Consider the following 25,495-nt stretch of genomic DNA (forward strand, 5'->3'; position numbering starts at 1 on the left):
TAGTGAGGATTATTCCGGTAAAGCCGATTTTAATAATTTATCTTCATTCGCTTCAGAGGCTAAATAGGAAGCTTTAATTTTTCCTTCAGCCATTACTAAAATCCGATCCGAAAGGGCTAGTATTTCGGGGATTTCAGAAGAAACTAATATGATACTCATGTGGTTAGCAGCGAGTTCTTTTATCAGGTTGTAAATTTCATTTTTAGCATTGATGTCAATTCCGCGTGTAGGCTCATCCATCATTAAGATTTGCGGATTGGTCGCGAGCCATTTTGCCAGAACTACTTTTTGTTGATTTCCACCACTTAAATTTTGGCACAACTGCATTTCAGATGGTGTTTTGATGCGCAACTTTTCAATATAATCTTTTGAAGCAGTTTTGTCTTTCGATGGTTTCAAAAGCCCAAAAGTGGGCAGGTTTGTCAAACTGATATTGGATGAAATATCCATTCCTAAAACCAGTCCTTCTGTTTTGCGGTCTTCGGTTACAAAAGCCAATCCGTTTTCAATAGCATCTTTTGGTTTTTTATGAAAGGTGTTTTTTTGATCAATTTCTAAATTATAAACGCTATTCGATGGATGCATACCGAATAAGGTTTCCAAAAGTTCAGTTCTGCCGGCCCCCATCAAACCAAATATGCCCAGAATTTCTCCTTTTTTCAATTCGAAAGAAATGTTATGAAGGAGTTTTCTTTTTTTGTCGTTTGGATTAACAAGGTGAAGGTTATCTACCTTTAAAATGGTATTTTGAAATTCAGTATTGGTGTTTTTTTTCTCAATCAAAACATCACGTCCTACCATTTTTCGAATTAATTCCTGCTCCGTAGTGTTTTTCATTTCTCCCTCATCTATGCTGTTTCCGTCTCTTAATACAGTATAGTTTTCGGCAATTTTGAATAATTCATCCATTTTATGAGAAATGTAAACAATGGTTTTGCCTTCTTTTTTAAGCTCATAAATAATACGGTGCAGGTTGTCTATTTCTTTGTCGCTTAGGGCAGAAGTAGGTTCGTCCATTAAAATAACATCGGCATTACATAACAATGCTTTTGCAATTTCGATCAATTGCTGTTCACCAACTTTTAGATGCTGTACCAGGGTTTTTGTCGAAACGTTCAATTGGATTTTTTCAAAAAGACGTTTTGCTTCCGTTTCCATTTTTGCAGCATCCAACAGTCCCAGTGAAGTTTTTAGTTCTCTTCCCAGAAATAAATTTTCGGTGACACTAAGTTCCGGAATCAGGTTCAATTCCTGATGGATAATGGCAATCCCGGCATTTTGTGCCTCTTTTATATTCGAAAAAGAAACTGTTTCTCCGTTTAACTGAATTTCACCATCGTATTGGGTATAAACGCCTGTCAGGATTTTTAGCAGGGTAGATTTTCCCGCTCCGTTTTCTCCCAATATGGCGTTGACTTTTCCAGGATAAAATTTAAAATTTACCTGATTAAGTGCTTTTACCCCCGGGAATTCTTTTGATATGTTTATTGCTTGTAACAATTTACTGAAGTTTAATTTGTGACGGAATAATTAAAAGGTCAGTAAACAAAGTCTGTTTTTTGTTTAATTTGATCGCACCTGAAAATGAAATGCTGTCACCAATTTTTACATTTTTGGTTTGTTTTGGGATTTCATTTCGAACGATCTCATTTAAGCTCTCAGATACTTTGTTAAATTGGGCATTGGTTTTAAAATCGGTTAGTTTAACTAAACCGGAAGCGTCTCTCAGATCATTTCCAAAAATATATTTGGTGTCAATGAAAACAACACCATTCTTTTCGTCAGCAATGGTGTAAATGCCATCTTTGATGTCGATGATTTTTCCGGTGCTTTTGATCATAAAATAAGCTGAATTTCCGATACCTAATCTGTTTCCATGTTTTGTAAAGGCAGCTTCCTGATTTGTTTTTATGGAAGTAATCAGGTCAGTTAAGGCAATTGTTTTTTTACTTTTTAAAATTCCTTTGTAATAAATCGAATCGGCGAAAGCTTTAAAGTCAAAAGATTCCTTTTGTGTTTTTTTTATATCACTCAGTTTTTTAAAATACACCGAATTGTACCCTAAAATGGCTATTATAAGGAAGGCTAAAATATAAATATACTTTTTTTTCATCTTTAATAGTCTTTTATGTTTGCTGCATTGATCAGTTCAACTTCTACCGGAACCCTTTGAGGGAATGTCTTTCTTCCTTTAAAATACTCATCTGCATATTGGGCTGCTGTCTGAGCCATTACTTTAGGAAACTGCATTCCTGTAGCCACAATTTTCTTTTCTCTGATTTTTTCTACTACATCACCGGCACCATCAAACCCAAAAATTTTGACTTTATATTCTTTACCAGCTGCTTGCAGGGCCTGAAAAGCGCCCATTGCCATAGCATCGTTCCCACAAAATACGGCATCAATATCAGGGTTTGCCTGCATAATTGTTTCTAAAACTTCCATAGCCTTAGTTCTGTCAAAATTGCCGCTTTGCTGTGCCACCATTTTCAGATTAGGAAAGTTATCTACAACAGAGTGGAATCCTCCTGATCTTGCCCAGGTGTTATTGTCGCCTACAAGTCCTAAGATTTCTACATACTTTCCTTTTTCTTTTAATTCTTTTACAAATTCGATTCCGATAGCAACACAACCTGAGTAGTTATCAGAAAGAATCTGACTTGTAGCTGCGTCATCCGCATTTACTTCTCTGTCCATGCAAAAAACAGGAATTCCAGCCGTTTTAGCTTTTAGGATACTCGAAATGGAACCGTCAGAATCTGTAGGGTTTAAAAGAATGGCATCATAACCCGAAGAAATAAGGTTTTCAAAATTATCCGATTCGATAGCAGGATTGTTCTGCGAATCAAATATTTTGGCTTCGTAACCCAATTTTCGTGCATTTTCAGCCGCTGATTCCGCCAGCATCACGAACCACGGGTTATTTAATGTGGAAACCACAACTGCAATTTTAGGTTTGTCGGCCTTTTCTTTTGAAGAGCAGCCTAAAACCAAAACCAGTATAATCAGCACTAAGGAAAGGTGTTTTATCTTCATAAGTTTAACAGGTTTATAGCAGTATTTCTTAGTCCTTCAGCAGATATGCCGTAATGATTGAAAATTTCGGTTTGCGAGCCTGATACAGTATGATCATCCGGCAATCCTATAATTTTGAATTTGTTGGAGCATCCGTTTTGGAATAATAATGAAGCTACGGCTTCGCCTAATCCGCCATTGATGGAATGCTCTTCAACTGTAATTATTGGTTTTTTATTTTCGGCTGCAGCCAATAATAATTCGGTATCCAAAGGTTTAATAGTATGAAGACTGATTATTTTACAGCTAATATTATATTCTTTTTTCAGAAGTTGAGCCGCTTCAACACAAGGAAGTACTGCTTCACCAGTGGCAATAAACGTTAAATCGCTTCCTTCCTGAATAATACGTCCTTTTCCAATTTTAAAATCTGCAGCATTTGAATTTAGGTTCGCAGGCATAGCTTTTTTGCCAAAACGCAAATATATTGGGCTTTGCATTTCAGCTGCTTGTTTGATGGCTTCCGCAGTTTCATAATTGTCAGCAGGTGCTACAATGGTAATGTTATTAATGGCTCTCAACACTGCATAATCATGTAAGCTATGGTGCGTGGTTCCTAAAGCCCCGTAACTAACTCCGGCACTGATCCCAATTAATTTTACCGCATTATCAGAATAAGCGACATCATTCTTAATTTGTTCCAAAGCCCGTGCCGTAAGAAAACAGGCAGGGGAGACGGCAAATGCTTTTTTACCCATGCTCGCTAATCCTGTGGCAACACCTACCAGATTTTGTTCGGCAATACCCACTTCAACAATTTGTTCAGGATATTTTTGTCCAAACGGCACTAGCTTTCCTGAGCCACGAGAATCACTTGTGACAACCGTAATATCTCTGTCTGTTGCTGCTAATGACTGAAGAACTTCAGAAAAGACTTCGAGATTAGCGGCGTCAGTTGTTTTTATTTCTTCCATTATTTTAAAACAGTTTCGAGTTCTTGTAATTCTTTGTCTAACTCTGCAATAGCCAGATCGTATTGTTCTTTTGAAGGAACGCCATGATGCCATTTTAATACGTTTTCCATATAGCTGACTCCTTTTCCTTTAGTCGTATGTGCGATGATAAAAGTAGGTTTTCCGCTTTCTAGTGGTAAGCTGTTAAGCGTTTGCGAAAGTTCTTCTAAATTATGACCATCAACATGAGCTACTGCCCAGCCAAAAGCTTCCAGTTTTTTGTCAATCGGCTCTAAGCCCATAACGTCAGCATTTGGAGCTGTAATTTGAAGTTTATTATAATCTAAAATAGCACAGAGGTTGTCTAATTTGTAATGAGAGGCAAACATCATGGCTTCCCAGTTTGAGCCTTCAGCCATTTCACCGTCACCTAAAATAGTAAACACTTTTACCGATGAATTATCTCTTTTTGCTGCCAAAGCCGCTCCTGCGCAAATCGGGAGACCGTGTCCTAATCCGCCGGTATTTTGTTCAATTCCGGGAATAGATTTAGTTGGATGTCCTATGTAAGGGGAATTGTACTTGCAAAGTGATAATAAATCTTCTTCAGGAAAAAAACCTTTGTCAGCTAAAACTACATACAAAGCTTCAACAGAGTGGCCTTTGCTCTGAATAAACATATCTCTGGTTTTAGAACTGAAATTCTCCGGAGAAACGTTCATAACATTATTGTATAATACATTCAGGATATCTACAATTGAGAGACTTCCTCCTGTATGACCAGCCTTTGCGTTGTAGATGTATTTGAGTATTTTTTTTCTACTCTCTATTGATTTTCGTTTTAATTCTGCAATGTGCATCTTAATTCATTTAGTGTTTGTAAACTTTGCAACCTAGTGTGATTACTTCAGATTAGTGTCTGTAAACTTCCCAACCCATATAATTACCTAAAGCTTCTTCTAAGATTGCGGCTGTTTTTGAGGCATTCATAACTACGTGGTGCTCAAATCCGTTTTTACAGATGTATTGCATTAGTCCTTGCAGGTCAGGTATTTGTGCTACAGCTCTGTTTCCGAAAGTATTTAGGGCATCATCCGTAAGTTCACCTTCACCAATATATACTTTAATGATTCCTTTTGGGTCATCAGTGCTGATTCTTCCGTAAGTAAGCGGCATTGCCGGTGTTCTTCCGTCTAAGGCACCATATGTGTTTTCAACTCCCACGGTAGTTCCTAAGATAGGAGCATTGCTTAACTGAATGTCTGGTAAAAATGATTTAGCCCAGTTGCCACAGTGGAATAAAACACATTTTTCAGGATCATCGGCATAGTTGTTATTCCAGTCTACCAATGCACTTGGAGAGCCTGAAGCCAATTGCATGGCATACATACTCAATGTTCCGGTTACATCGACCTCACAGGCACTCGGAAGCATATTTTCGCTCATGATACTCATGCTTGTACATACATTACAGCCATAATTTTGCTGTAGTGAAGTCCAGCATTGAATAGCAGTAGCATCTAAGGCATGTTCTTCCATGAAATCTTTCAAAACCACATCTAATTTTGCGATTTGAATCATGGCTTCATTAGGCGCTTTGCTGTTAGGAACGTAAGCATTTATAGATTCCAGATGTTTTTTAACCGAGTCGTCATCAGCAGTTAATTTATTTGCTTTTCCTAAGATTTCAGATAAATCAGCTGTCGTTACGGTAATACCATGTCTTTGTAATATCTTCTCGGAGTAACGAACCGTATTAAATGCTCCCGGTCTTGCTCCAATGGCACCGATACGAACGTTGCGCATTCCTTTTACAACCCGGCAAACGGCTGTGAAATCTAATAGGTCTTTATGAAAAACAGGATCAGACGGACTCATGACGTGCTGACTTGTAAGTGTGTATTTTATACCGTACTGGTATAAATTATTACAGACAGAAATTTTTCCACACCAGGAATCACGTCTGTTGACTACATTCATTTTGGTTAATTCATCAGGATAGGCCTGTATCAAAACAGGGACATTTAAATTAGCCAGTTTTAAGGTATCAGCCACTCCTTTTTCATCCCCGAAATTAGGGAGCAAAACAAGTACTCCCATAATTTCGTCCTGATGTTTTTTGAATAAGTCGGCACATTTTTGTGCTTCTTTATAGGTTTCTACTCCGCCAAGTTTGGTATCAGTACTGTCTAATAAAATAGGCTTTATATTTAATTGGGCAAAAACTTCGATAATTTCAAATCTGGCTTTTTCGACTAAACTATCTGGAAAAAAATCTCTGTTTCCAATTATTACTCCTAATGTTGATGTTGTCATTCTGTTTCTTTTTGTTTTTTATTTCTTTTTTTTGTTTTTTTTCTTCCTTTTAAGCTACTATTACTTCAATTTCATTTTCCCTGAAAACTTCTTTATGTTTTTCTTCGATCCCGTTATCTGTAATAATATAATCAATTAAGGATAAGGCCCCTAAACTGGCCAAAGCGCTTTTTCCAATTTTTGTACTGTCTGCTACCAGATAAGTGACTTCTGCAGCTTCAATCATAGCTTTTTTGACTACCAGATCACTAATGCTGGGATAGGTGAGTCCTGACTTTAAAGAGATTCCGGCTGTAGCTAAAAATAATTTTTGAACGTTCAGGCCTTTGAAAAAGTCAGCTGCTTTCTGCCCTGTTAATGATAATGTAGGAGGTTTAAATTCACCGCCTGTCATTATCACTTCAATATCCGGATCGGTTCCTAATAATAATGCGATATTTAATGCATTGGTAATCACTGTTAATTGTTTATGGCCTTTTAGTTTTTTAGCAATTTCAGTTGTTGTTGAACCTGAATCAAGGATAATTGTATCTCCATTTTCTATAAATTCTAAGCATTTCTGGGCAATAGCCGATTTTTGCTCTAAATTTTCCTGGCGTTGTAAGGAGAAGCTTCGTACCTGATCTTCTACGTTTTTTATGCTTGCGCCCCCGTGTTCCTTGAGTATAAGACCTTCCCCTTCCAGCTTTTCAAGGTCTTGGCGTATAGTTACCTCGGTAACTTTAAATAAACGGGCTAAATCGTTAACTTTTGCAAAACCATCCTCTTTTAAAAGGTCTAATATTTTTTCTCTTCTTTGATTTGGTAACATTTAATATTTTATTTGTAGGTGAAAAACAAATATAAACAAAAACAAATAAATATAAATTATTCAATAACAAATATAAAACAAAGTAAAAGAAAAACAAAAGAAAGTAAAAGAAAATAAAACAAAGTATTGCTATTTTTTAAAATGGAAAGATTTAAAATTTTTTAAGAATAAATATTAAATATGAAACTTAATAATTTACAATCTTTTTTTAGTTATTTTTGATATAAGTATAAAGTGAAATGATCATCTCATGTGTCAATATTTAGGTGGTTTGCGAAGGTTTGTAGTGATGATATGTAGTTAGCAGAATTGTAGAATTAAAATCTCAGAGTAAATGGAGCATAATAAAGACCAAAAAGATGTTTTATTTCTTAAATCAGGCGAGGGAAGAACTTATAGTTGTGGAACCATGACGGCTATATTTAAAGCTGATGAAAATGAAACTGGAAATAAATACAGTATTTCTGAATGGTGGCTTGAACCAAACTCAAAAGGTCCTGGTGCACATCAGCACGAAGACAATGACGAAGTATTTTATGGCATTGAAGGAAAAACTTCGATATTGGTTGGTGAAAAATGGATTGATATTGAGAAAGGTACTTTTTTGAGGATCCCTTCAAAAACCATTCATGATTTTGAAAACAGAACTGATCATAAATCGGGAGTTTTAAACTTTTTTATTCCTGGCGGATTCGAAAGAGACATGCCCTCTATCGTTGATTGGTTCAAAGAAAATCCATCAAAATAGAAACTATTTTTAATATATGTTTTTTTTTGCCGTCTTTAGGCTTAAGGGACATTGAGGTTAAATCTGTAGTAACATTTAACTGAAAAGATTCTCAGTTTCAATTTCTGAAACACAAGAGGATCAGTCTGTAAAAACACCAAACACAATATTTAAAACTCTTAAATTATTAATCTCTTCATTTTAAGAAAATGCAAGAACAAATAATTTCATACACAAGACAGTTTGTCGATAATTTACTTAGTAAATTGAAATGGTTGTGAAGGTTTAATTTACTCCCGCTTAATCGATCTTCTATTGTTTTTTTCTGTTTATATATAATACATTGATTTATAATTAATTATAGATATTGCTTTTAGACCCCTGTTTAATAGCAATATGTCTACTTTATTTGAAATTTGTTTTTTTAGCTTTGGTTTAACAAGAAAAATACTTGTGGTATTCTCAAGTATGAGAATGCGGTAACTTTTTAACTAATCTTAACCAAACCAAAAAGTATGAAAAAAAACATTTTACTAGTAATTTTTTTAGCTTTCTTAACGATTCAGCTGAAAGCACAAAGCTACGATATTGTAGTAGCCAAAGATGGATCTGGAAATTATTCCAGTGTGCAGGCTGCAGTGAACGCAGCTCCTTCTAATAGTTCAGCCAGAACTAAAATTTATATTAAAAATGGCACTTATTATGAAGTAATTACCGTTCCTTCAAATAAAACCAATCTGACATTAATAGGGCAAAGTTCAACAGGAACTATTTTGACCTACAATAATTATGCATCCAAAATTAATCCGGCTACTGGCACTGCTTACGGAACTTCAAATTCAGCCAGTACTTTCATCAATGGAGCAGGCTTTTATGCCTTGAATCTTACCTTTGCCAATTCTTCAGGCCCTGTCGGACAAGCTGTTGCAGTTCGCTCTACTGCGGATAAAGCTGTTTTCAAGAACTGCCGTTTTTTAGGAAATCAGGATACTTATTATCCTCACAGTGGTAGATCCTATCACGAAAACTGTTATTTTGAAGGGACTACAGACTTTATTTTTGGAGGAGCTATTGCTTATTTTCAAAACTGCCAGCTTTACACAAAAGGAGGGAGTTCTATAACTGCAGCTAATACAGCATCGCATCTGGCTTACGGTTTTGTATTCAATAACTGCCAGATTACAGGTTCAGGAAGCAATATTACTGATCTTGGCCGCCCATGGGGTGGATATGCATCTGTTACTTTTATGAATACAAGTATGACTAATGCAATTAAGGCAGCTGGCTGGAATGACTGGGGTAACGCTGCCAATCAGGCCACCGCACGTTTTGCGGAATACAATAATTCCGGAGCCGGAAATGTTCCTGCATCCAGAGTTTCCTGGTCAAAAAAATTAACCGCTGCTCAGGCCACATCTTATACAAAATTAAATGTTTTAAAAGCAAATAGTGCCAATCCTCAGGTTACTGACAACTGGAATCCGGATACTATTATTAACTCTGTTACAACTGGAGGAACTGCTTTCCAAACTATTCAGGCCGAAAATTATACCAGCCAATCGGGCACTCAGACAGAAACAAGTTCTGAAGGAACTGATAATGTTGGGTATATAAATAGTGGTGACTGGATTAAGTTTGAAAATATAGATTTTGGTTCAGGTGCAGGCAGTTTTCTGGCAAGAGCTTCAACAGCAGGAACAGGAGGCACCATTTCTATAAGATTAGGAGGGACGTCAGGTACAGTAATTGGAACGTGTACTGTAACACCAACTGGCGGATGGCAGGCCTATTCAAACTTTACATGCCCTGTAAGCCAGATTTCTGGAATACATGATGTATATCTTGTTTTTGAAGGCGGAAGCGGGTATCTGTATAATCTTAATTATATAAGCTTTTCTGCTCCTCAGGCAGCAGCTGTATTAATAAAACATGGAGCAGGAGGATCCAGTCAAACCGTAGCAATAAATACTGCTATTACAGGATTTTATTATAATTGGGAAAATGCTGCCACAGTAACTGTGTCAGGATTGCCATCCGGAATCACAGCAACGATCAATAATTCCGCTAAAAGCATAACTTTTAGCGGTAGCCCAACTGTCAGTGGTACTTTTAATTATACAATTAATACAGTAGGTGGCAATCCAAATGCAACAAAATCAGCAACTTTTACAGTAACTGCATCGACTCAAAAGATTGCTGCTGCTCAGGCGGTTACTTCGCCGGCATTTCCGGGTGCTGAGGGTTTTGGACGTTACACCAGTGGTGGTCGCGGTGGAAGAGTAATCTACGTTACCAACCTGAATGATTCAGGTGCCGGAAGTTTAAGGGAAGCAGTTGCAGCAACAGGAGCCAGGACAGTAATGTTCAAAGTATCGGGAATAATTGCCCTTAATTCAGATTTAAGAATTAATAATGGAGATATTACCATTGCAGGTCAGACAGCACCGGGGGATGGAATCTGTCTGAAAAATTATTCGGTAAATATTGATGCAGATAACGTAATCATCCGATATATTCGTTTTCGAATGGGGGATCAGGCACAACATGAAGGTGACGCTATAGGCGGACGGAACCATAAGAATATTATCATTGATCACTGCTCTATGAGCTGGAGTACTGACGAATGTGCTTCATTTTATGATAATGAGAACTTTACTATGCAGTGGTGCATGATGTCTGAAAGTTTACGTGTTTCAGTCCACGATAAGGGAACTCACGGTTATGGGGGAATCTGGGGAGGAAAAAAAGCCTCATTTCATCATAATATGCTGGCACATCATGATAGTCGAAATGCCCGTTTTTGTGGAAGCAGATATTCAGCACTCCCTAATCTTGAAATGGTTGATTTTAGAAATAATGTTCTTTATAACTGGGGAGGCAACAGTGCTTATGCTGCCGAAGGAGGATCATACAATCTTACCAATAATTATTACAAAGCAGGTCCGGCAACAGGCTCAGGCGTAAACGACAGAATTATTTCTCCAAGTCCGGATAATGGAACGAACTCACAACCCGCAGGTGTCTGGGGAAGCTTTTATGTAAATGGAAATTATACAACTGCAAATTCAACAACTTCTGGTAATAACTGGAATGGGGTGGATCCTAATCCGTCCTCAAAAAACAAAGCTGAGCTGCGTGTAAATACGGAATATAATTTTGGTGAAATGACTACGCATTCTGCAGCAAATGCCTACAACAGGGTATTAGCATACGTAGGGGCAAGTCTTAAAAGGGATATTGTGGACAGCAGAATAGTATCAGAAGCTACTAATGGAACTTTTACTTATAACGGATCAAATGGAAGTACTAAGGGTTTGATAGATACGCAATCTGATGTTGGCGGATGGCCAGCTTACAATTCAGCAACAGCACCTACAGATACAGATAAGGATGGAATGCCGGATAACTGGGAAACTGCCAATGGTTTGAATAGTAATAATATTTCAGACGGAACCGCTTACACACTGAGCACTGTATATACTAATTTAGAAGTTTATATTAATGGATTAGTAGCAGCTATTACTACAAATCAAAATCAAAATGGAACTGCTAACTATACAGATCCTAATCCTGGTACAACTACTACAGAAATTTCTATTAATGAAAATGAAACGGGTTTCTGTTTTGTAGAAGGCACAATAGACAGCAATAACGCCGGATTTCAGGGAGCTGGTTTTGCCAATGCAAATAATGCTGTTGGTGCAGGAATTGAGTGGTCTGTGAATACTTCCTCTGGAAATTATATACTTCGATGGAGATATTCTAATGGTGGTACTACTCCAAGAGGAGCTAAGATAATTGTGGATGGTGTTAATATGACTACCGCGGCTTTTAATACCACAACTAATTGGACTACCTGGGCAGAAAATTCAAGCTCTTTAGTTACAGTAGCACTTTCTGCAGGTAATCACATTATCAGGTTAGAAGCAACTACATCATCAGGTTTGGCTAATATTGATAAAATAGAGGTGGAAGGAATTAATCCTGTGGCAGTTAGTTGCAGTAGTACATCGAAAAAAGCTTCTATTGAAACAATCGATGCTGATGAAGTGAAGACTGAAGTAAAAATATATCCTGTACCCTTCAAAAATGAATTTTATATCCATCTTGGTACTATTGGAAAGGCGAAACAGATTTTAATATTCAATATGCTTGGACAGCAAATCTATACAATAAACGAAATCACTGACCCAATTGTAAAAGTGAATATCAATGCACCTGCAGGTACATATGCAGTTAAAATAATGACTGATAATGGTGTTGTAAATAAAACCATTGTCAAAGAATAAGTTATATAGACTAAGTACTTTTTAATGTTAAACCCTACCAGGAATTTCAAATTTCTGATAGGGTTTTATTATTATGGATTAAAATGAAAGATCTGTAGTGTATTGAGCGTTTATAGTAAAACCATTTACGCTCAGAAATTCTTTTTTGTTTTCAAAATCAGGAATACTTTCAGGATAAGGCTGCAGATCGATAAGATAAGATGCATTTTTTTGCATCGGACGGAAATAAAACACCATTTCCTTTGGTTTGCCTGTAACGAATTTCCGCAGGCCAATCTGCCATGGAATGCCTTTGTAAAATTCATCAGTAACAAGTTCTCCATCCATAAACCCCATTGCTGTGTCGCCTGTATATTTTACTGTGAGGTAGGCATCATTTACATATTTTGGCAAAGAATTAGGGAGATTCAAAGCCCATTTTCTCTCACTTATCTGCTTACTTTCAACGCTTAGCATAGTTTGAGGAAGCGAAATTTTATAAGAAGAAAAAGTTTCTGCATGATCCAGTTTTTTTAAACTTCCAAAAGCTGTTTTGGGAATTATTGCAGTTTTAGGATAGATTTGTATATCAAAATTATGATTTCTGTCACTAAGTAACTGAATGTTTTTGTCGTTTTCTAAGACCACAGCATCAGAAAAAATAAAATGTCTTTTTCCGTTAATTTTTATCCTGTATATTTTTAACGCCATTTCTTTGCTTATAACAAGTATACGTATCACTTTTCCTGCAGCCTTTACTTTGAATTCATTTACAGCCTCATTACAGGAAACGATAGTGCTTTTCGAATTTTTATCAGTCGTGATTCCCTGAAGATTTTCGATTGTGGTATTGGAAGGGAATGAAAACTCGCTTTTGATACCTGATGGGCTAAAGAAAATATAGTAAGGCTCAGTTAGTTCGTCATCTTTTGCCAGAAGTTGCGCTGTTGCATAATTCAGCTGAAAACCATTAAGATCAAGGTTGTAAGGAAAAATAACGTTTTCACCACTGTCAAGATCAAACGAACGCGTTTCGGGGATCATAATAGTATTTTGCCCGGTTTTTATTTTTAAGCGTATATTTTTCTGCGCAACCATGGTGGTGTCATCCTGAAAATTATTTAGAAAAACAAATCCTGAATTGCCTTTTTTACGCACAGCATATCTCAGGGAAGATATGTTCTCTGGTTTAAGATTTGCAGCGTCCTGCGGTAGAACCGTTGTCATCGGGGCGAGCAGTTCCCCATAATCCTGCACGAAAAAATGCAGAAGTTTTAAGCGATGAAACCCCTCTCTTATTTGTCCGTATTCACCAATAGGAGCCTGAAAGTCATAAGAAATTTTAGGAAGTCCGTAGGCTTCATCACTCATGTAAGAAGATTTTCCTTTTGGAGTTGATCCTCCATGATACATATAGTAACCTATTCCGTTCGCTCCGCTTCCAAGGCAACGGTTAATCAGCGCATCAAAACTTTTATGCACCGCTATCGGACGACGCGTATAAACACTCATAATTCCTGAACCTAATTCTGCTGAAAATGCCGGATAATCGGTTGGGATATAACGTACGGGACTATAATCCGGAAAACGGTGCATATCCTTGTACAGAAAAAACGGTGAGTAGTCTCTTTTGGGTGTCCAGAAAGGATAAGCGTAGGCAGCTGTCACAGGGATGCTCTCGTCTGGAACAATAGCAGCATTTCCCCAGCCGGTAGCTGTATATAGCGGTACATCCATGCCTGCGGCCTGTGATAATGATTTGAGTATTTTCATGTGATCGTTTCCTAATTGGGAATAGGGATTAACAGTGTTGGCAATTCCCACTCCTTCCTGAGTAACATTCATATCTCTTTCTGAAGCTGTCATCTCAAGAGGCTGTCCCGGATAGGTAAGTCCCCAGGGAGCTGCCGAATGCTGGTATTCGTTCTCAATTTGTATTCCAATAACTGGTCCTCCATCTTTGTAATATAAACCTTTGAGTTGTTTTCCAATCTCATTGTAAAGTCTTTCTACATATTTTAAATAAACAGGATCATTAGAGCGTATGTTTAAAGGCCTGCCCAAAAGCCAGTCGGGTAGGCCGCCATTTCGTATTTCGCCATGACAGAATGGTCCGATACGCACTATTGCTTCAATATCATTCTTTCGGCATAATGCAAGGAAATAACGTAAATCTTTATCACCTTTCCAGTCAAATATATTTTCTTTTTCTTCATGGAGATTCCAGAAAACATAAGTTGCAATTACATTGACGCCTCCGGCTTTAATTTTACGGATACTTTCGTCCCAGTACTTTTTTGGATAACGTGAAAAATGAAACTCAGCTACAACCGGAATTACCGGTTTATTGTCAACGGACATATAATAATTGTTCACACTTATTTTTTGCTCTTTGGGATTTATACCTCCAAGTTTCAGTTTTTGATGTATTTCAACTTCAGGAACATTGGTGTCCAGTTCGTATACTTTCTGAGACTGCGCTGTGGAAGAAAATATAATGCTTATTGCAACAATTATATATTTTTTCATTGATTTGGTTATTGTATTGGTTCAGGTTAGTTAATCAAATATATACTTCTCAATGGAGAAAACTATCATGTTGTATCCTGAAACAGTGTTATTTGCATTCATTAAGTTTTGTTAAAATTATGATCAATCGTAATTCAGTATTTTTTAAAACTAAAACCGTTCTGTATGGGATTTGTTGTATATTTTTTTGTTTAACAATTTATACTGTAAATCAGGAAGATTTGGCAATCATAAGTGTTTTTTTATTAGATTTATAAAAATTAAGCCGGTAACCTTTTATAAAGAATAGGTTAATGAGTTGCATCCGACGAAATATGAATCACCAAATCTTTAGACGATGAGAATTAAACTTTCAATATTACTTTGTTTATTTACAATTAATTATATAAAAGCTCAGGGGAATTTAATAGTCAATAGTGAAAGCAGAAAATCGGTTTCTTTAAATGGAGCCTGGAATTATATTGTTGATCCCTATGAAACAGGAGCTTATGATTATCGTTTAAAAGAAAGAAAAGAAAATGATCCTGGCGCATATTGGAATGTACCCGTACTCGAAAAGAAAAGTGACTGGACTGAGCACGGTTACAGCGGATTGTACAGCATGCAGGTACCGGGTGACTGGAACTCACAAGTAGAAGCATTAAAGTTTTATGAAGGAACTGTATGGTACCATAAATCTTTTGATAAGCCCAGTATAAATGAAAATGAAGATGTGTATCTTTATTTTGGAGCTGTAAATTATAAATCGTCTATTTATCTTAATGGAAAGAAACTTGGCAGTCACAAAGGCGGATTTACTCCTTTTAATTTTAAGATACCGGCCGAATTATTAAAAAACACCAACAACCAGCTTGTGGTCATGATCAACAATAAACGCTTTATTGATGAAATCCCAACCACAAATACCGATTGGTGGAACTACGGTGGCATTACGAGAGATGTTAAACTGCTTTTGTTACCTAAACAGTTTATTCAGCAGTATCATATCCAGCTGGATGAGAAGACTGATGCCCTTTCAGCTAAAAAAAGCAATAATTGGCAGGTTAAGGGATGGATTAAACTTAATGAAGCTGTTACTGATGGAAAAATCCTTGTTGAAATTCCCGAATTAAAAGTAAATAAAGAGTTTAAAGTCAACGGCGATTCGGTGTCAGTCGCTTTTAACGCCAAAAATCTGAATTTATGGTCACCGAAAAATCCAAAGCTATATCCTATAAATCTAAGATATAAAGGAGTAGATTTAACAGATAAAATTGGTTTCCGAACCATACAAGTAGAAGGAGAAAAATTATTACTGAATGGTAAAGATCTTTTTTTACGGGGTATTTGCCTTCATGAAGAAGTAATTCCGGAAGTACGCCGCGCGCACAGTATGAAAGATGCTTCAAAAATGTTAAGTTATGTAAAAGAACTGCATAGCAATATGGTGCGTTTGTCACACTATCCACATAATGAAAATATGGTTCGCGCAGCTGATTCCCTCGGAATTCTGATCTGGGATGAGATTCCTGTATATTGGACAATTGATTTTGGAAATCCCGAAGTGCTGAAAAAAGCACAGCAGCAATTGAAAGAAATGATTGCACGTGATCGAAACAGGGCATCAGTATTTATTTGGTCCGTTGGAAATGAAACACCTGTAAGTGAAAACAGAAACCTTTTTATGAGTACTCTTGTTAAAAATGCAAAGTCATTAGATCCTACCAGGCTGGTTTCTGCGGCACTGGAGGTTAGATATAATTCAGGCGTAAATTATGTCGATGATCCATTGGGAGAGTTTACTGATATTGTTTCGTTAAATGAATATCTGGGCTGGTACGGTTCAACCCCGGATGGCTGTAGAACGGCAGAGTGGGGCAGTAAGTATAAAAAGCCTTTCTTTATTAGTGAAACCGGAGCAGAAGCAAAATTTGGTTTTAATGACGAAAAGGAAAGCCGTTTCAGCGAGGAATATCAGGAATGGTTTTATAAGGAGCAAATAGATATGTTTAAAAATAAATTTCCGAAAAACTATGTGGGTGTCAGCCCATGGATACTATTTGATTTTAAATCTCCAAAAAGAAATAATCCGGAATATCAAAACGGGTTTAACCGAAAAGGACTTATTGATGAGTATGGCAATAAAAAGAAAGCATTTTATATTTTGCAGGAATATTATAAAGAACAGGAAAAGAAAGACACAAACCATTAAAAGTTTACTAAAAAACTATTCTTTATAGTACGTAAAGTAAATAAGTTTCACAATATAAATAATGCATTTTCGGGCAACCAGATTATTGCTGATTTCGTATCTGATTTTTCTGAGCTTGAATTTAGGAAAACGAACCAAGAAATAGGTCCGAAAAACTAAGTGTAAATAACAGGCTTTAGCAAGATTAAAAGAGATGATGCCATATAACCTCTGCTATTAGTAATACAATAGTTCCAAATTCTATTTCATCAAATTTAAAGAACCATAAAGCTGTAAAGTGTAATTATACTGCAATAAATAATTATTATGAAAAAGTATTTAAATTTAAACTTGATCGTAATCCTGTTGATTACTCTATTACTATTGTCATGTAAAAACAATATAAGTGCAGGAGTTGGCAGTGACGGAAAAAGTCTTGACTCTACAGGAACAAACACCGACACGACTAGTGTACCACAAAAAAGTTCAAAAGTAATAGTTGAATAGAGATTATGTATGCCGATTACTTTAGCTACAAATATCCAGGTAAAAGAGAACAATATATCTGCGAAGTACATTTCTCTTCCCAGTAGTTGCTTGTAGAATTAAGTAAATCTAGTCTAAAATTTATTCTGCACATTTCTCCATAGTCAAACCTGAAAGGCCGTGAATATTCAAAACCTCATCTTTAATGGCTATTTTGTTTTTGATGTATTGCCGCGTGATTATGTAACAATACGGAAAAACTATATAAAGAGTTTTTCAACGCAAATATTATTTTAGAGGGAATAAAATTTCACTTATGACATCTATCCGCAATTATGTTCCTTTTAATGAAAATGTCGAAGTGCAGCAGCCATACGAGCAAGAAATCACTCAGAAAATTGTAGATTCTATGGCTAGGGTGAACAAACTCATGTATGAAAAATACCGTCATGCCATTCGTGATGCACATGCTAAAAGCCACGGAATTTTAAAAGGAGAACTTCAAATATATGATAAACTGCCTGAACATCTTTCGCAGGGAATATTTAGAAATCCAAAAACTTATCCGGTTATTGTGCGTTTCTCAACAGCACAGTCAGCAATTGTACCCGATAAAATGTCAGCATTTAGAGGAATGGCCATCAAAATAATTGGTGTTGAAGGTCAAAAGCTGCTCCCGGAATTAGCAGATGCAATGACTCAGGACTTTTTGTTAGTTAACTATCCGATTATTCCAACAGGAACTATAAAAGAATATTTAAAAATGCAGGAAGGACTCGAAAGCCAGGCGCAAAACGGAGAGTTTGTCCAGAAAATAGCACAGAAAGCGGCTGTTGGCGTACAAAATGTTCTGGCCGCTGTTGGATTGGCTGATGATACCAATCAATTGAGCGCACCGGGTCCGCATATTTTGGGAGATACCTATTTCAGCATGGCGGCTCTTCGTTACGGAAATTACGTAGCGAAAATTAATGTAAAGCCACTTTCGGAAAATATTAAAGAATTATCAGGAAAAAAAATAGATGAGAAAATTATTGATGCAGATGAAAATGCGTTTTTAACCAAAATTATTTCTGATTTCTTCGAGAAGGGAACGGCTGAGTATGAGATGGGCGTACAGCTTTGTACCAATCTTGAAACCATGCCGGTTGAAGACGGATCTGTACAATGGCCAGAAGATGAAAGTCCTTATCAGCCTGTTGCAAAACTAATTTTTAGACCGCAGCTGTCTTATAGTCCTGAACGTCGTGTTTATGCAGATGATGTTTTGAGTTTTAATCCGTTTCATTGCCTGCCCGAGCACCGGCCATTAGGAAATATAATGCGTGTCCGAAAGCTGGCGTATGAAACCTCAAGCCTTTACAGACATCATATGAATGTGCAGCCGTTAATTGAACCCAAAACTATAGAAGAACTACCGGATTAAATAGCAGATAATTTTACAGATATAAAAATAGTATTTATGAAAAAATATAAAGTTGGAATAATAGGATATGGCGGATTTGGTAAATTTTTGCACCACTGGTGGTCTAAAATTGATAATGTGGAGGTTACAGCTGTGGCAGATCACGGAACGCATATTCAGGATGCGAAAAAACTAGAACGATACTCAAACTGGGAAGATCTTATAGAAGACTCTGAAATCGATATTGTGAGTATTGTTACACCGCCAGGTCTTCATGCCGAAATGGCTTGTGCAGCCATGAAAGCGGGAAAACATGTACTGCTCGAAAAACCTATAGCCATAACAGAAGAGCAAGCCAGACAGATTCTTGAGGTTCAAAAAGAGACAGGCAGAGTGATTACGGTTGATCATATGATTCGTTACAATCCTATCATACAGGCTATTAAAGAATTATCAAACAAAGGAGTTTTTGGTAAAATCCGTCATGCTGTTGTTAACAATTATGCACAGGATGAAGCATTACCTCCAGAACACTGGTTTTGGAACAAGGAAGTTTCCGGAGGTATTATGGTAGAACACGGCGTGCATTTTTTTGATATCATAAATGCATTGGGAGGACAAAAGCGTAAAAAAGTATGCGGTGTTTGGCACGATCGCAATGAGCAGCAACGCGACCGTGTTTCGGCATTAGTTCAGTATGATGAAGGATTGACAGCCTCTTATTATCATGCCTTCTCAGGTCCTGGATTTTTCGAACAGACTACCATTCAATTGGCTTATGATCTCGCTCGTATTGAAATTGAAGGCTGGATGCCGATGAAAGGCAAGATCAAAATTCTGGGCAATGCAGATACAAGAATGCTTCTTAAAAATATTCCCGGCTGGGCTGAAACTCATTTTGAAAAATTTGGAGAAATGAGCGATGAGTCCAGACCCGAGGGCTGGGGTTCTGTTACAGATGGAGAAGAAAAAAAACAAGGAATCTTTGCAGGCGGCATACACTACGAAACTGACCAGATGCTTTCCGGAACATTTGAAATACAGCAAACAAAAGGAGAAGTTTATGGTAACTGTGTACAGCTTATTCTTTCGGATATGATTCGTAAAATAGAGAATAAGAATCATACATTGACAATTACAATTGAAGATGCGTTTGAAGCCTTAAAAACAGCTTTGCTTGCCTCCAGTTAGTTTTTTATTTTTCCTTTAATTATATAATGGAATTATTTTAAAATATAAATTTCCCATAAGGCTTACAGTGTAATTTTGCATCATAAATTAATAGTTATGAAATTTTTAGAAACAAAATTCCACGGTTATATAGACTACTTAATAGGCCTGTTGCTGCTTTTTGTCCCATCGTTATTTGGCTTAGAAGCGCATTCAGTACAAAGTCTTATTTTTTATATATTTGGTATTTTCACAATCTTTTTAAGTCTGCAGACAGATTACGAAGCCGGAATATATAAGCTCCTTCCGATGGAGGCTCATATTTTTATTGAGATTCTGTCCGGTATATTTTTTGCGCTTTCGCCATGGATATTCGGTTTTGCAGGAAAGGTGTTCCTTCCTCATTTACTTGGTGGCAGCATTGTTGTTTTTTTAGCTTTGGCCACAAAAACACATAACAGCACTTTGCATAGATTATTCTGATATGCTAAATATTTAGAAAAGAAAAAGAAGATGGTTTAGATTTAAGTTTTGCCTTATGCTTGATTTTTGCGGTAAAGCACTGTTTGGTTTTGGTGGAGTTTGCATTCAGTCAAAACAGCAACAGTCTTGTACATAATATGAGATTGTAAAACATGTTGCTGTATTATTGAAAGAACTGCTGATGACAGCAGTTCTTTTTGTTTGAGTCAAAATCTCTATACATTAAAATTTTTTGCTGCCGGACCGGTCATTATTTTTGTGGTCATCGTTAAGTTCATCGTTTTTAATCTCTTCATTGCTGAGCTCGCCAATCTCAAACTCTTTGTTCACCGGGTTATCCTGATCCAGTTCAATGGTTTCAAATTCACTGCTCACCGAACTGTTAACTTCTGTTTCAAATCCTTCTGATGGATCATTATTTAAAAGATCCTTTTCAATGTCTTGTTCGGTTATGTCTTTTGAGTCGCTGTCTGACTCATTGTCGAGATTTTCAGAATCATAAGGATTGCTGTTCAGGTCTGTGCCCTTTCTGTCTGAATTCAATATCTTGCCATCTGCCTGATGAAAAAGTTTTCCTGTGTTGATTTTATCGTCCATGATAGTAAATTTTTAATTTTGCCTCAAATTAGAAAATAAGCTCACACTTACATTACAAAATAACTGTCAGGATTTACAGCATTACGACCGATGACTATCTGACATTACCTTCTGTCTCATAAAGAAACAGTTAGAATGCCTGCTCAAAAATTACAACAAGCTTTTTTTTTGAATGTTAAAAAAAAATCTTTTAACTATCCTTATTCACCGGTTTTTTGCTGTTCTTTAATCATTTCCGCATTTAAACTGTCTGATAAGATATTGCAATCCATGTCAACAAGATTAATTATTTCAATAAAATTATTTGTTTTTCACATTATACAATCGTTGGATTGAAAAAATATTAGAATTAATTTATCTTAACCAAATGGGCTTCAATCGCAGCTCTGTCAGATTCATATTGAGAAGGAAGTTTTAAGTTTTTACCTAATTCTTCTAAGCTCTCATCTACTGTAAATCCAGGATTGTCGGTAGCGATTTCAAATAAAACGCCGCCTGGTTCCCTGAAATACAGAGAGTGGAAATAATTTCTGTCAATTTGCGGCGTAATAGACAATCCGTGAGCTTCGATTTTTTCACGGAAGTGCATTAAAACTTCATCATTTTTTACTCTAAAAGCAACGTGATGGACAGTTCCGTTTGCATTAAGACCACGTTTTTCATCAGCCAATTCAACCAAGTCTACAATTGCTGCATTATCTACTGTATCAGTTGCGTAGCGATAACGGTTAACATCCTGATCGATTAATTTATAACCAAATATTTCAGTTAAAATAGCTGCAGTTGGTTTGATATTATTTAAAGTCAAAGTAATGTTATGAAAACCTCTAGTAGCCACATCTGCTTTTACTTCTTCAGTTTCCCAGGGCTTTCTGTTATCGTGTGTTTTAGATTCGATTAACTCTAATTTTAAACCGTCCGGATCTAAGAAAGTCAAGTATTTTTCTCCAAATTTTTCTGCCGGTTTGTTGTAAATCACATTGTATTGCTCAAAACGTTTCTGCCAGAAATCTAAACTGCCTTTTGGAACAGAATACCCAATTTCTGTTGCCATTCCGGAACCTTTTTTTCCTTGCTGGATACCTTCTCCCCATGGGAAAAAAGTCAAAATTGTTCCAGCGCTTCCCACTTCGTCACCAAAGTAAAAATGGTACGTTCCGGGATCATCAAAATTTACTGTTTTTTTGATAAATCTTAATCCTAATATATTAGAGTAAAAGTTAAAGTTACGTTTGGCATCACCTGCAATAGCAGTAATATGGTGTAAACCTAAAATTTTATTTTCCATGATATTTGTGTATTAAATTGTTGTTGATTTTTCTATTACAAATTTACATCCGTTATGGCTGTTGATCGATTAACCTAGATTAAGAAATAAAAGCCACTCTTTTTTTGCTGTCTGCTTATTGCCAAATTCTATTCCTTTTTAATTAATGCCTTGTAAAACAAAGGTTTTACGTTGTTAGTTTATTTTTAATTCTTCGATATATCGTAAATTTATGTGCGTAAAATGTTTTTATTTAGAGAATCAGCAGTATTTTAACAAAGGCTATTTCTTAAATTTACGGTTTAAGCACAAAAAGACTACACAGTTACCAGTTATGAATAAGCCGACAAATCAAACCGAAATTATGCTCAACAGATTGCAGGAAAGAGAAAGAGAACAATTGCTCGTTTTATCGATTTGTAAATCACTTTCTGAAGTTTTGAACAAAGAATCATTTCATCAAATAGTAAGTAGTGTATTGAAAGAACATTTTTTGTTTGATGATTTTATTTTCGCTTTCGCGGAAGAGAATCAGAGCACTTATACCATTTTCTATCAATTTTCAGATCAAAAAAGGTTAGTAAGTAAAAGCTATTTAACAAGTGATGGTTTTTTTGAAACTGCTACAGATTCTGCCGAAGCGGTGATTTTCGACTTAAAAACATTCACAGAAAGTAAACTTCCGGATTATCTTCATTCATTAAATAATAAAAACATCAAAAACGGAATCGGAATTGGGTTTCCGTCTTTAAAAGGAAACCGGAGCGTTCTTTTTCTTTTCTACAAAAATCCAGCTGTTTTCGACAGAGAATCCAATCGAATTCTTCGTGGTATTGCAACACAGCTTTCAATTACGGTTAACAATATTAGACTGGCATCAGAATACGAAAATAATCTGGCCGAATTAAAGCTTTTAAAAAATAATTTTGGTGAAAGAAAAGCAGCAGCAATCCATACAGAAACAGATCATTTTTACGGAATTGTTGGCAGGAGTGATGTCATGCAAAACGTCTATGAATTAATCAGCCGGGTAGCAGGATCCGATTCTACGGTTTTGATTTCTGGCGAAACGGGAACAGGTAAAGAACTAATTGCATGTGCCATACATCAATTGTCTTTGGTTTCTAATAAAAATATGGTCAAAGTGAATTGCGCTTCAATCCCGGAAAACTTAATCGAAAGTGAATTATTCGGACATGAAAAAGGTGCATTCACAGGAGCAACCGATTTGAAAATTGGAAAATTTGAACAAGCCGAAAACAGCACCATTTTCCTGGATGAAATAGGAGAGATGCCTTTAGAGCTTCAGGGAAAACTACTTCGGGTTTTACAGGAAAAAGAAATAGAAAGGGTAGGTGGGAATAAAAACATCAAATTAAACACCAGAGTAATTGCCGCAACCAACAAATCACTTGAAAAAGAAGTGGCAGAAGGCCGTTTTAGAAATGATTTATTTTATCGTTTAAATGTATATCCGATTCAATTGCCTGCTTTACGGGAACGTAAAGAAGATATCGAATTACTCGGAAACTTCTTTTTAGAAAAGCATTCGCAGAAAATTGGGAAAAAAATTAAAGGTTTTTCTAAAAAAGTAGTCAAAGGCATGATGGCAAATGTCTGGCCCGGAAATGTCCGTGAACTGGAAAATATAGTCGAACGCAGTGTTTTGTTTGCCAAAGACGACAGCATTAAAGAAATGGATTTTCCGAAAGTTTTTGCTGCAGAAACTCATGCCGTCGAAAATGATTTTTATACTAAAACCTTACAGGAAGTAGAGAAGGAGCATATTTTGAAAACCTTAAAAAAATGTGACGGCAGAATCTCCGGACCTCGGGGCGCCGCCGTTTTGCTAAATCTGCCAGGCACAACACTAATTTCTAAAATGAAGAAATTAGGCATTAAAAAAGAACATTTTTTAAGCTGAATTAATAAAAATATTTTATCCATTTTCTAGTTTTACAAATATTGATTTTCGAAGCTTCGGTTCTATATTTTTTGTTTTGTGTCCTTTGCCGGTTGTGTCTTCAACTAATAATATAGAACCCGTTTCAAAAGTTCTTTTTTCTCCCAGTGAAGTTTCGATTTCTACGCCTCCGTCTAATAAAACAATATATTGACGGTCTGGTGCATTATGGAAATCATAATCATAAGAGCGTTTTACTTCTCTAAAAACGATCGATTTACAGGTTCATCTTCAGACAAAAAGCCGATATCGCCGTTATTTTTCAACGGAACTTCAAAATCTTCAAAATGACTTTCGCCATTTTCGTCGCTGTAAACTCTCGTAATCTGAATCATTATTTCTTAGAAAAAATAAGCTGATTTACTAAATCAATTTCGTCCTGACTGATAGTGTGTCCCATATTATTATAGATTTTTTTGGTCACATTCGCCCCCATTTTTTTTAAAAGTTCTTCAGATTCATTTACTCTTTCTACAGGAACATGAAAATCAGGATCACTTGTTCCGATGAAAATTGGTGTATTTTCAAAGTTTCCGTGATAATGTTGTTCATACACTTTATCGCCGATAAGTCCGCCAGTAAAAGCCACAACACCGCCATATTTTGCCGCGTTTCTCGCTGTAAATTCTAAGGCTAGACAAGCGCCCTGCGAAAATCCCAGGAAATAAATATTTTCTTTTTCTATTCCGTTTTGCTGTACTGCAATTAAAACTTGCGAAAGTTCGTGAAGCGAATTTGAAAAAGAAGGCTCGTTTTCTTTAATAGGAACTAAAAACGAATATGGATACCAGGTTCTGTTTTCTGCCTGCGGTGCTACCAAAGCAAATTTTTTAACATCAAGGTGTTTTGCTATCGATAAAATATCATGTGGTGTTGCTCCGCGTCCATGAAGCATAATTAAGGCTTTTTTTGCCTCATTTAAAGGCACGCCAGCTGTAATTGTATCAAAATTCATAGCTTATGTTTTAAATTATTTTTTCCAAATATCCTGATATTCATCGGGATGTCTCGTGAACTGTGCGTGTACGTACGGGCAAAGGGCTTTAACCATCATTTTATGTTTGTGTGCATAGGAAACCATTTCTTCAAGAAGTTTCTTGGCGTATCCTTTTCCTTCGGCTTCCGGTTCAACTCCTGTGTGGTAAACGGTTAATAAATCGTCTTTTAGGCTTACGGTCATTTCGCCTTGTTTTTTTCCATCAGCGTACAGATTGAAATTGCCGTGTTTCTTTTCGTCCAATTCTAGTTTAATTGTTTCCATAATTTTTTGATTTTTAACCGCAAAGAGCGCAAAGATTTATGCAAAGTCCGCAATTTTTTTGTTTTTATGTGTTG

At 36.3% G+C, this 25,495-nt stretch carries 20 protein-coding genes; 7 read left to right on the plus strand and 13 right to left on the minus strand.

Features of this window, described 5'->3' with window-relative positions; translation table 11 throughout:
• Positions 1-9: 9 nt before the first annotated feature.
• From GXM16_RS16985 to GXM16_RS17015, 7 genes are read right to left on the minus strand one after another with little or no spacing between them, the layout of a single operon-like run.
• A complete protein-coding gene (locus GXM16_RS16985; protein ID WP_163395686.1) occupies positions 10-1,500 on the minus strand; it encodes a sugar ABC transporter ATP-binding protein in 1,491 nt (496 codons plus the stop codon).
• Between the two features lies 1 nt (position 1,501).
• Entirely contained in the window at positions 1,502-2,113 is a 612-nt protein-coding gene (locus tag GXM16_RS16990; RefSeq protein ID WP_163395687.1) for a DUF2291 domain-containing protein, read from the minus strand.
• Positions 2,114-2,115: 2 nt separating this feature from the next.
• Positions 2,116-3,036 (minus strand): D-ribose ABC transporter substrate-binding protein, encoded by a 921-nt coding sequence (locus GXM16_RS16995; RefSeq protein ID WP_163395688.1) that lies wholly within the window; start codon positions 3,034-3,036, stop codon positions 2,116-2,118.
• The gene (locus GXM16_RS17000; RefSeq protein WP_163395689.1) at positions 3,033-3,989 is read right to left on the minus strand and encodes a transketolase family protein; all 957 of its coding nucleotides are present in this window, start codon (positions 3,987-3,989) and stop codon (positions 3,033-3,035) included. Before GXM16_RS17000 ends, GXM16_RS16995 begins: the two co-directional genes overlap by 4 nt.
• Positions 3,989-4,828 carry a transketolase gene (locus tag GXM16_RS17005; protein ID WP_163395690.1) on the minus strand — a complete coding sequence of 280 codons (840 nt, stop codon included), beginning with the start codon at positions 4,826-4,828 and terminating at the stop codon, positions 3,989-3,991. Before GXM16_RS17005 ends, GXM16_RS17000 begins: the two co-directional genes overlap by 1 nt.
• A gap of 52 nt (positions 4,829-4,880) precedes the next feature.
• Complete coding sequence (locus GXM16_RS17010) at positions 4,881-6,284, minus strand: L-fucose/L-arabinose isomerase family protein (RefSeq protein ID WP_163395691.1); 1,404 nt, start codon at positions 6,282-6,284, stop codon at positions 4,881-4,883.
• Between the two features lie 49 nt (positions 6,285-6,333).
• Complete coding sequence (locus GXM16_RS17015) at positions 6,334-7,095, minus strand: DeoR/GlpR family DNA-binding transcription regulator (RefSeq protein WP_163395692.1); 762 nt, start codon at positions 7,093-7,095, stop codon at positions 6,334-6,336.
• 334 nt (positions 7,096-7,429) lie between these two features.
• Between GXM16_RS17015 and GXM16_RS17020 the strand changes: the two genes are divergently transcribed.
• Complete coding sequence (locus GXM16_RS17020; RefSeq protein WP_163395693.1) at positions 7,430-7,843, plus strand: cupin domain-containing protein; 414 nt, start codon at positions 7,430-7,432, stop codon at positions 7,841-7,843.
• Between the two features lie 494 nt (positions 7,844-8,337).
• Entirely contained in the window at positions 8,338-12,111 is a 3,774-nt protein-coding gene (locus tag GXM16_RS17025) for a pectinesterase family protein (RefSeq protein WP_163395694.1), read from the plus strand.
• Between the two features lie 78 nt (positions 12,112-12,189).
• Here the strand turns inward: GXM16_RS17025 and GXM16_RS17030 are convergent, their stop codons facing one another.
• A complete protein-coding gene (locus GXM16_RS17030) occupies positions 12,190-14,619 on the minus strand; it encodes a beta-galactosidase (RefSeq protein ID WP_163395695.1) in 2,430 nt (809 codons plus the stop codon).
• 337 nt (positions 14,620-14,956) lie between these two features.
• Here GXM16_RS17030 and GXM16_RS17035 point away from each other — a divergent pair, with 337 nt between their 5' ends.
• From GXM16_RS17035 to GXM16_RS17050, 4 genes are all read left to right on the plus strand, one after another.
• A complete protein-coding gene (locus GXM16_RS17035; protein WP_163395696.1) occupies positions 14,957-16,810 on the plus strand; it encodes a glycoside hydrolase family 2 protein in 1,854 nt (617 codons plus the stop codon).
• A gap of 781 nt (positions 16,811-17,591) precedes the next feature.
• Positions 17,592-18,701: a catalase family protein gene (locus GXM16_RS17040; RefSeq protein WP_163395697.1), complete on the plus strand. Its 1,110-nt coding sequence runs from the start codon at positions 17,592-17,594 to the stop codon at positions 18,699-18,701.
• A gap of 36 nt (positions 18,702-18,737) precedes the next feature.
• The gene (locus GXM16_RS17045) at positions 18,738-19,871 is read left to right on the plus strand and encodes a Gfo/Idh/MocA family protein (protein ID WP_163395698.1); all 1,134 of its coding nucleotides are present in this window, start codon (positions 18,738-18,740) and stop codon (positions 19,869-19,871) included.
• Between the two features lie 96 nt (positions 19,872-19,967).
• The gene (locus GXM16_RS17050; protein ID WP_163395699.1) at positions 19,968-20,333 is read left to right on the plus strand and encodes an SPW repeat protein; all 366 of its coding nucleotides are present in this window, start codon (positions 19,968-19,970) and stop codon (positions 20,331-20,333) included.
• Positions 20,334-20,555: 222 nt separating this feature from the next.
• Here GXM16_RS17050 and GXM16_RS17055 read toward each other — a convergent pair whose 3' ends face one another.
• Positions 20,556-20,930 (minus strand): hypothetical protein, encoded by a 375-nt coding sequence (locus GXM16_RS17055; RefSeq protein ID WP_163395700.1) that lies wholly within the window; start codon positions 20,928-20,930, stop codon positions 20,556-20,558.
• Positions 20,931-21,279: 349 nt separating this feature from the next.
• Positions 21,280-22,218 carry a ring-cleaving dioxygenase gene (locus GXM16_RS17060; RefSeq protein WP_163395701.1) on the minus strand — a complete coding sequence of 313 codons (939 nt, stop codon included), beginning with the start codon at positions 22,216-22,218 and terminating at the stop codon, positions 21,280-21,282.
• Between the two features lie 313 nt (positions 22,219-22,531).
• Between GXM16_RS17060 and GXM16_RS17065 the strand changes: the two genes are divergently transcribed.
• Positions 22,532-24,121: a sigma-54-dependent transcriptional regulator gene (locus tag GXM16_RS17065; RefSeq protein ID WP_208797393.1), complete on the plus strand. Its 1,590-nt coding sequence runs from the start codon at positions 22,532-22,534 to the stop codon at positions 24,119-24,121.
• 233 nt (positions 24,122-24,354) lie between these two features.
• On the opposite strand, the gene GXM16_RS22880 is transcribed toward GXM16_RS17065, so the two are convergent.
• The 3 genes from GXM16_RS22880 to GXM16_RS17080 are packed head-to-tail and all read right to left on the minus strand — an operon-like array spanning position 24,355 to position 25,421.
• Positions 24,355-24,495 carry a hypothetical protein gene (locus GXM16_RS22880; protein ID WP_229684372.1) on the minus strand — a complete coding sequence of 47 codons (141 nt, stop codon included), beginning with the start codon at positions 24,493-24,495 and terminating at the stop codon, positions 24,355-24,357.
• Positions 24,495-25,115, minus strand: coding sequence for an alpha/beta hydrolase (locus GXM16_RS17075; protein WP_163395703.1), 621 nt, complete (start codon positions 25,113-25,115; stop codon positions 24,495-24,497). The genes GXM16_RS22880 and GXM16_RS17075 overlap by 1 nt, the downstream gene beginning before the upstream one ends.
• A gap of 15 nt (positions 25,116-25,130) precedes the next feature.
• Positions 25,131-25,421 (minus strand): GNAT family N-acetyltransferase, encoded by a 291-nt coding sequence (locus GXM16_RS17080; RefSeq protein WP_163395704.1) that lies wholly within the window; start codon positions 25,419-25,421, stop codon positions 25,131-25,133.
• Positions 25,422-25,495: the final 74 nt, after the last annotated feature.

The sequence above is a fragment of the Flavobacterium limi genome (genome assembly GCF_010645075.1).
In the GTDB taxonomy this organism is placed as follows: domain Bacteria; phylum Bacteroidota; class Bacteroidia; order Flavobacteriales; family Flavobacteriaceae; genus Flavobacterium; species Flavobacterium limi.

What these genes read in the sequence shown, in the direction of transcription:
- GXM16_RS17045 (WP_163395698.1), top strand. Translation starts at nt 18,738, where the DNA reads ATGAAAAAATATAAAGTTGGAATAATAGGATATGGCGGATTTGGTAAA.
- GXM16_RS17010 (WP_163395691.1), bottom strand. Translation starts at nt 6,284, where the DNA reads ATGACAACATCAACATTAGGAGTAATAATTGGAAACAGAGATTTTTTT.
- GXM16_RS17055 (WP_163395700.1), bottom strand. Translation starts at nt 20,930, where the DNA reads ATGGACGATAAAATCAACACAGGAAAACTTTTTCATCAGGCAGATGGC.
- GXM16_RS17000 (WP_163395689.1), bottom strand. Translation starts at nt 3,989, where the DNA reads ATGGAAGAAATAAAAACAACTGACGCCGCTAATCTCGAAGTCTTTTCT.
- GXM16_RS17065 (WP_208797393.1), top strand. Translation starts at nt 22,532, where the DNA reads ATGAATAAGCCGACAAATCAAACCGAAATTATGCTCAACAGATTGCAG.
- GXM16_RS22880 (WP_229684372.1), bottom strand. Translation starts at nt 24,495, where the DNA reads ATGATTCAGATTACGAGAGTTTACAGCGACGAAAATGGCGAAAGTCAT.
- GXM16_RS17040 (WP_163395697.1), top strand. Translation starts at nt 17,592, where the DNA reads ATGACATCTATCCGCAATTATGTTCCTTTTAATGAAAATGTCGAAGTG.
- GXM16_RS17005 (WP_163395690.1), bottom strand. Translation starts at nt 4,828, where the DNA reads ATGCACATTGCAGAATTAAAACGAAAATCAATAGAGAGTAGAAAAAAA.
- GXM16_RS17015 (WP_163395692.1), bottom strand. Translation starts at nt 7,095, where the DNA reads ATGTTACCAAATCAAAGAAGAGAAAAAATATTAGACCTTTTAAAAGAG.
- GXM16_RS17025 (WP_163395694.1), top strand. Translation starts at nt 8,338, where the DNA reads ATGAAAAAAAACATTTTACTAGTAATTTTTTTAGCTTTCTTAACGATT.
- GXM16_RS17020 (WP_163395693.1), top strand. Translation starts at nt 7,430, where the DNA reads ATGGAGCATAATAAAGACCAAAAAGATGTTTTATTTCTTAAATCAGGC.
- GXM16_RS16990 (WP_163395687.1), bottom strand. Translation starts at nt 2,113, where the DNA reads ATGAAAAAAAAGTATATTTATATTTTAGCCTTCCTTATAATAGCCATT.
- GXM16_RS17050 (WP_163395699.1), top strand. Translation starts at nt 19,968, where the DNA reads ATGAAATTTTTAGAAACAAAATTCCACGGTTATATAGACTACTTAATA.
- GXM16_RS16995 (WP_163395688.1), bottom strand. Translation starts at nt 3,036, where the DNA reads ATGAAGATAAAACACCTTTCCTTAGTGCTGATTATACTGGTTTTGGTT.
- GXM16_RS17060 (WP_163395701.1), bottom strand. Translation starts at nt 22,218, where the DNA reads ATGGAAAATAAAATTTTAGGTTTACACCATATTACTGCTATTGCAGGT.
- GXM16_RS17035 (WP_163395696.1), top strand. Translation starts at nt 14,957, where the DNA reads ATGAGAATTAAACTTTCAATATTACTTTGTTTATTTACAATTAATTAT.
- GXM16_RS17030 (WP_163395695.1), bottom strand. Translation starts at nt 14,619, where the DNA reads ATGAAAAAATATATAATTGTTGCAATAAGCATTATATTTTCTTCCACA.
- GXM16_RS17080 (WP_163395704.1), bottom strand. Translation starts at nt 25,421, where the DNA reads ATGGAAACAATTAAACTAGAATTGGACGAAAAGAAACACGGCAATTTC.
- GXM16_RS17075 (WP_163395703.1), bottom strand. Translation starts at nt 25,115, where the DNA reads ATGAATTTTGATACAATTACAGCTGGCGTGCCTTTAAATGAGGCAAAA.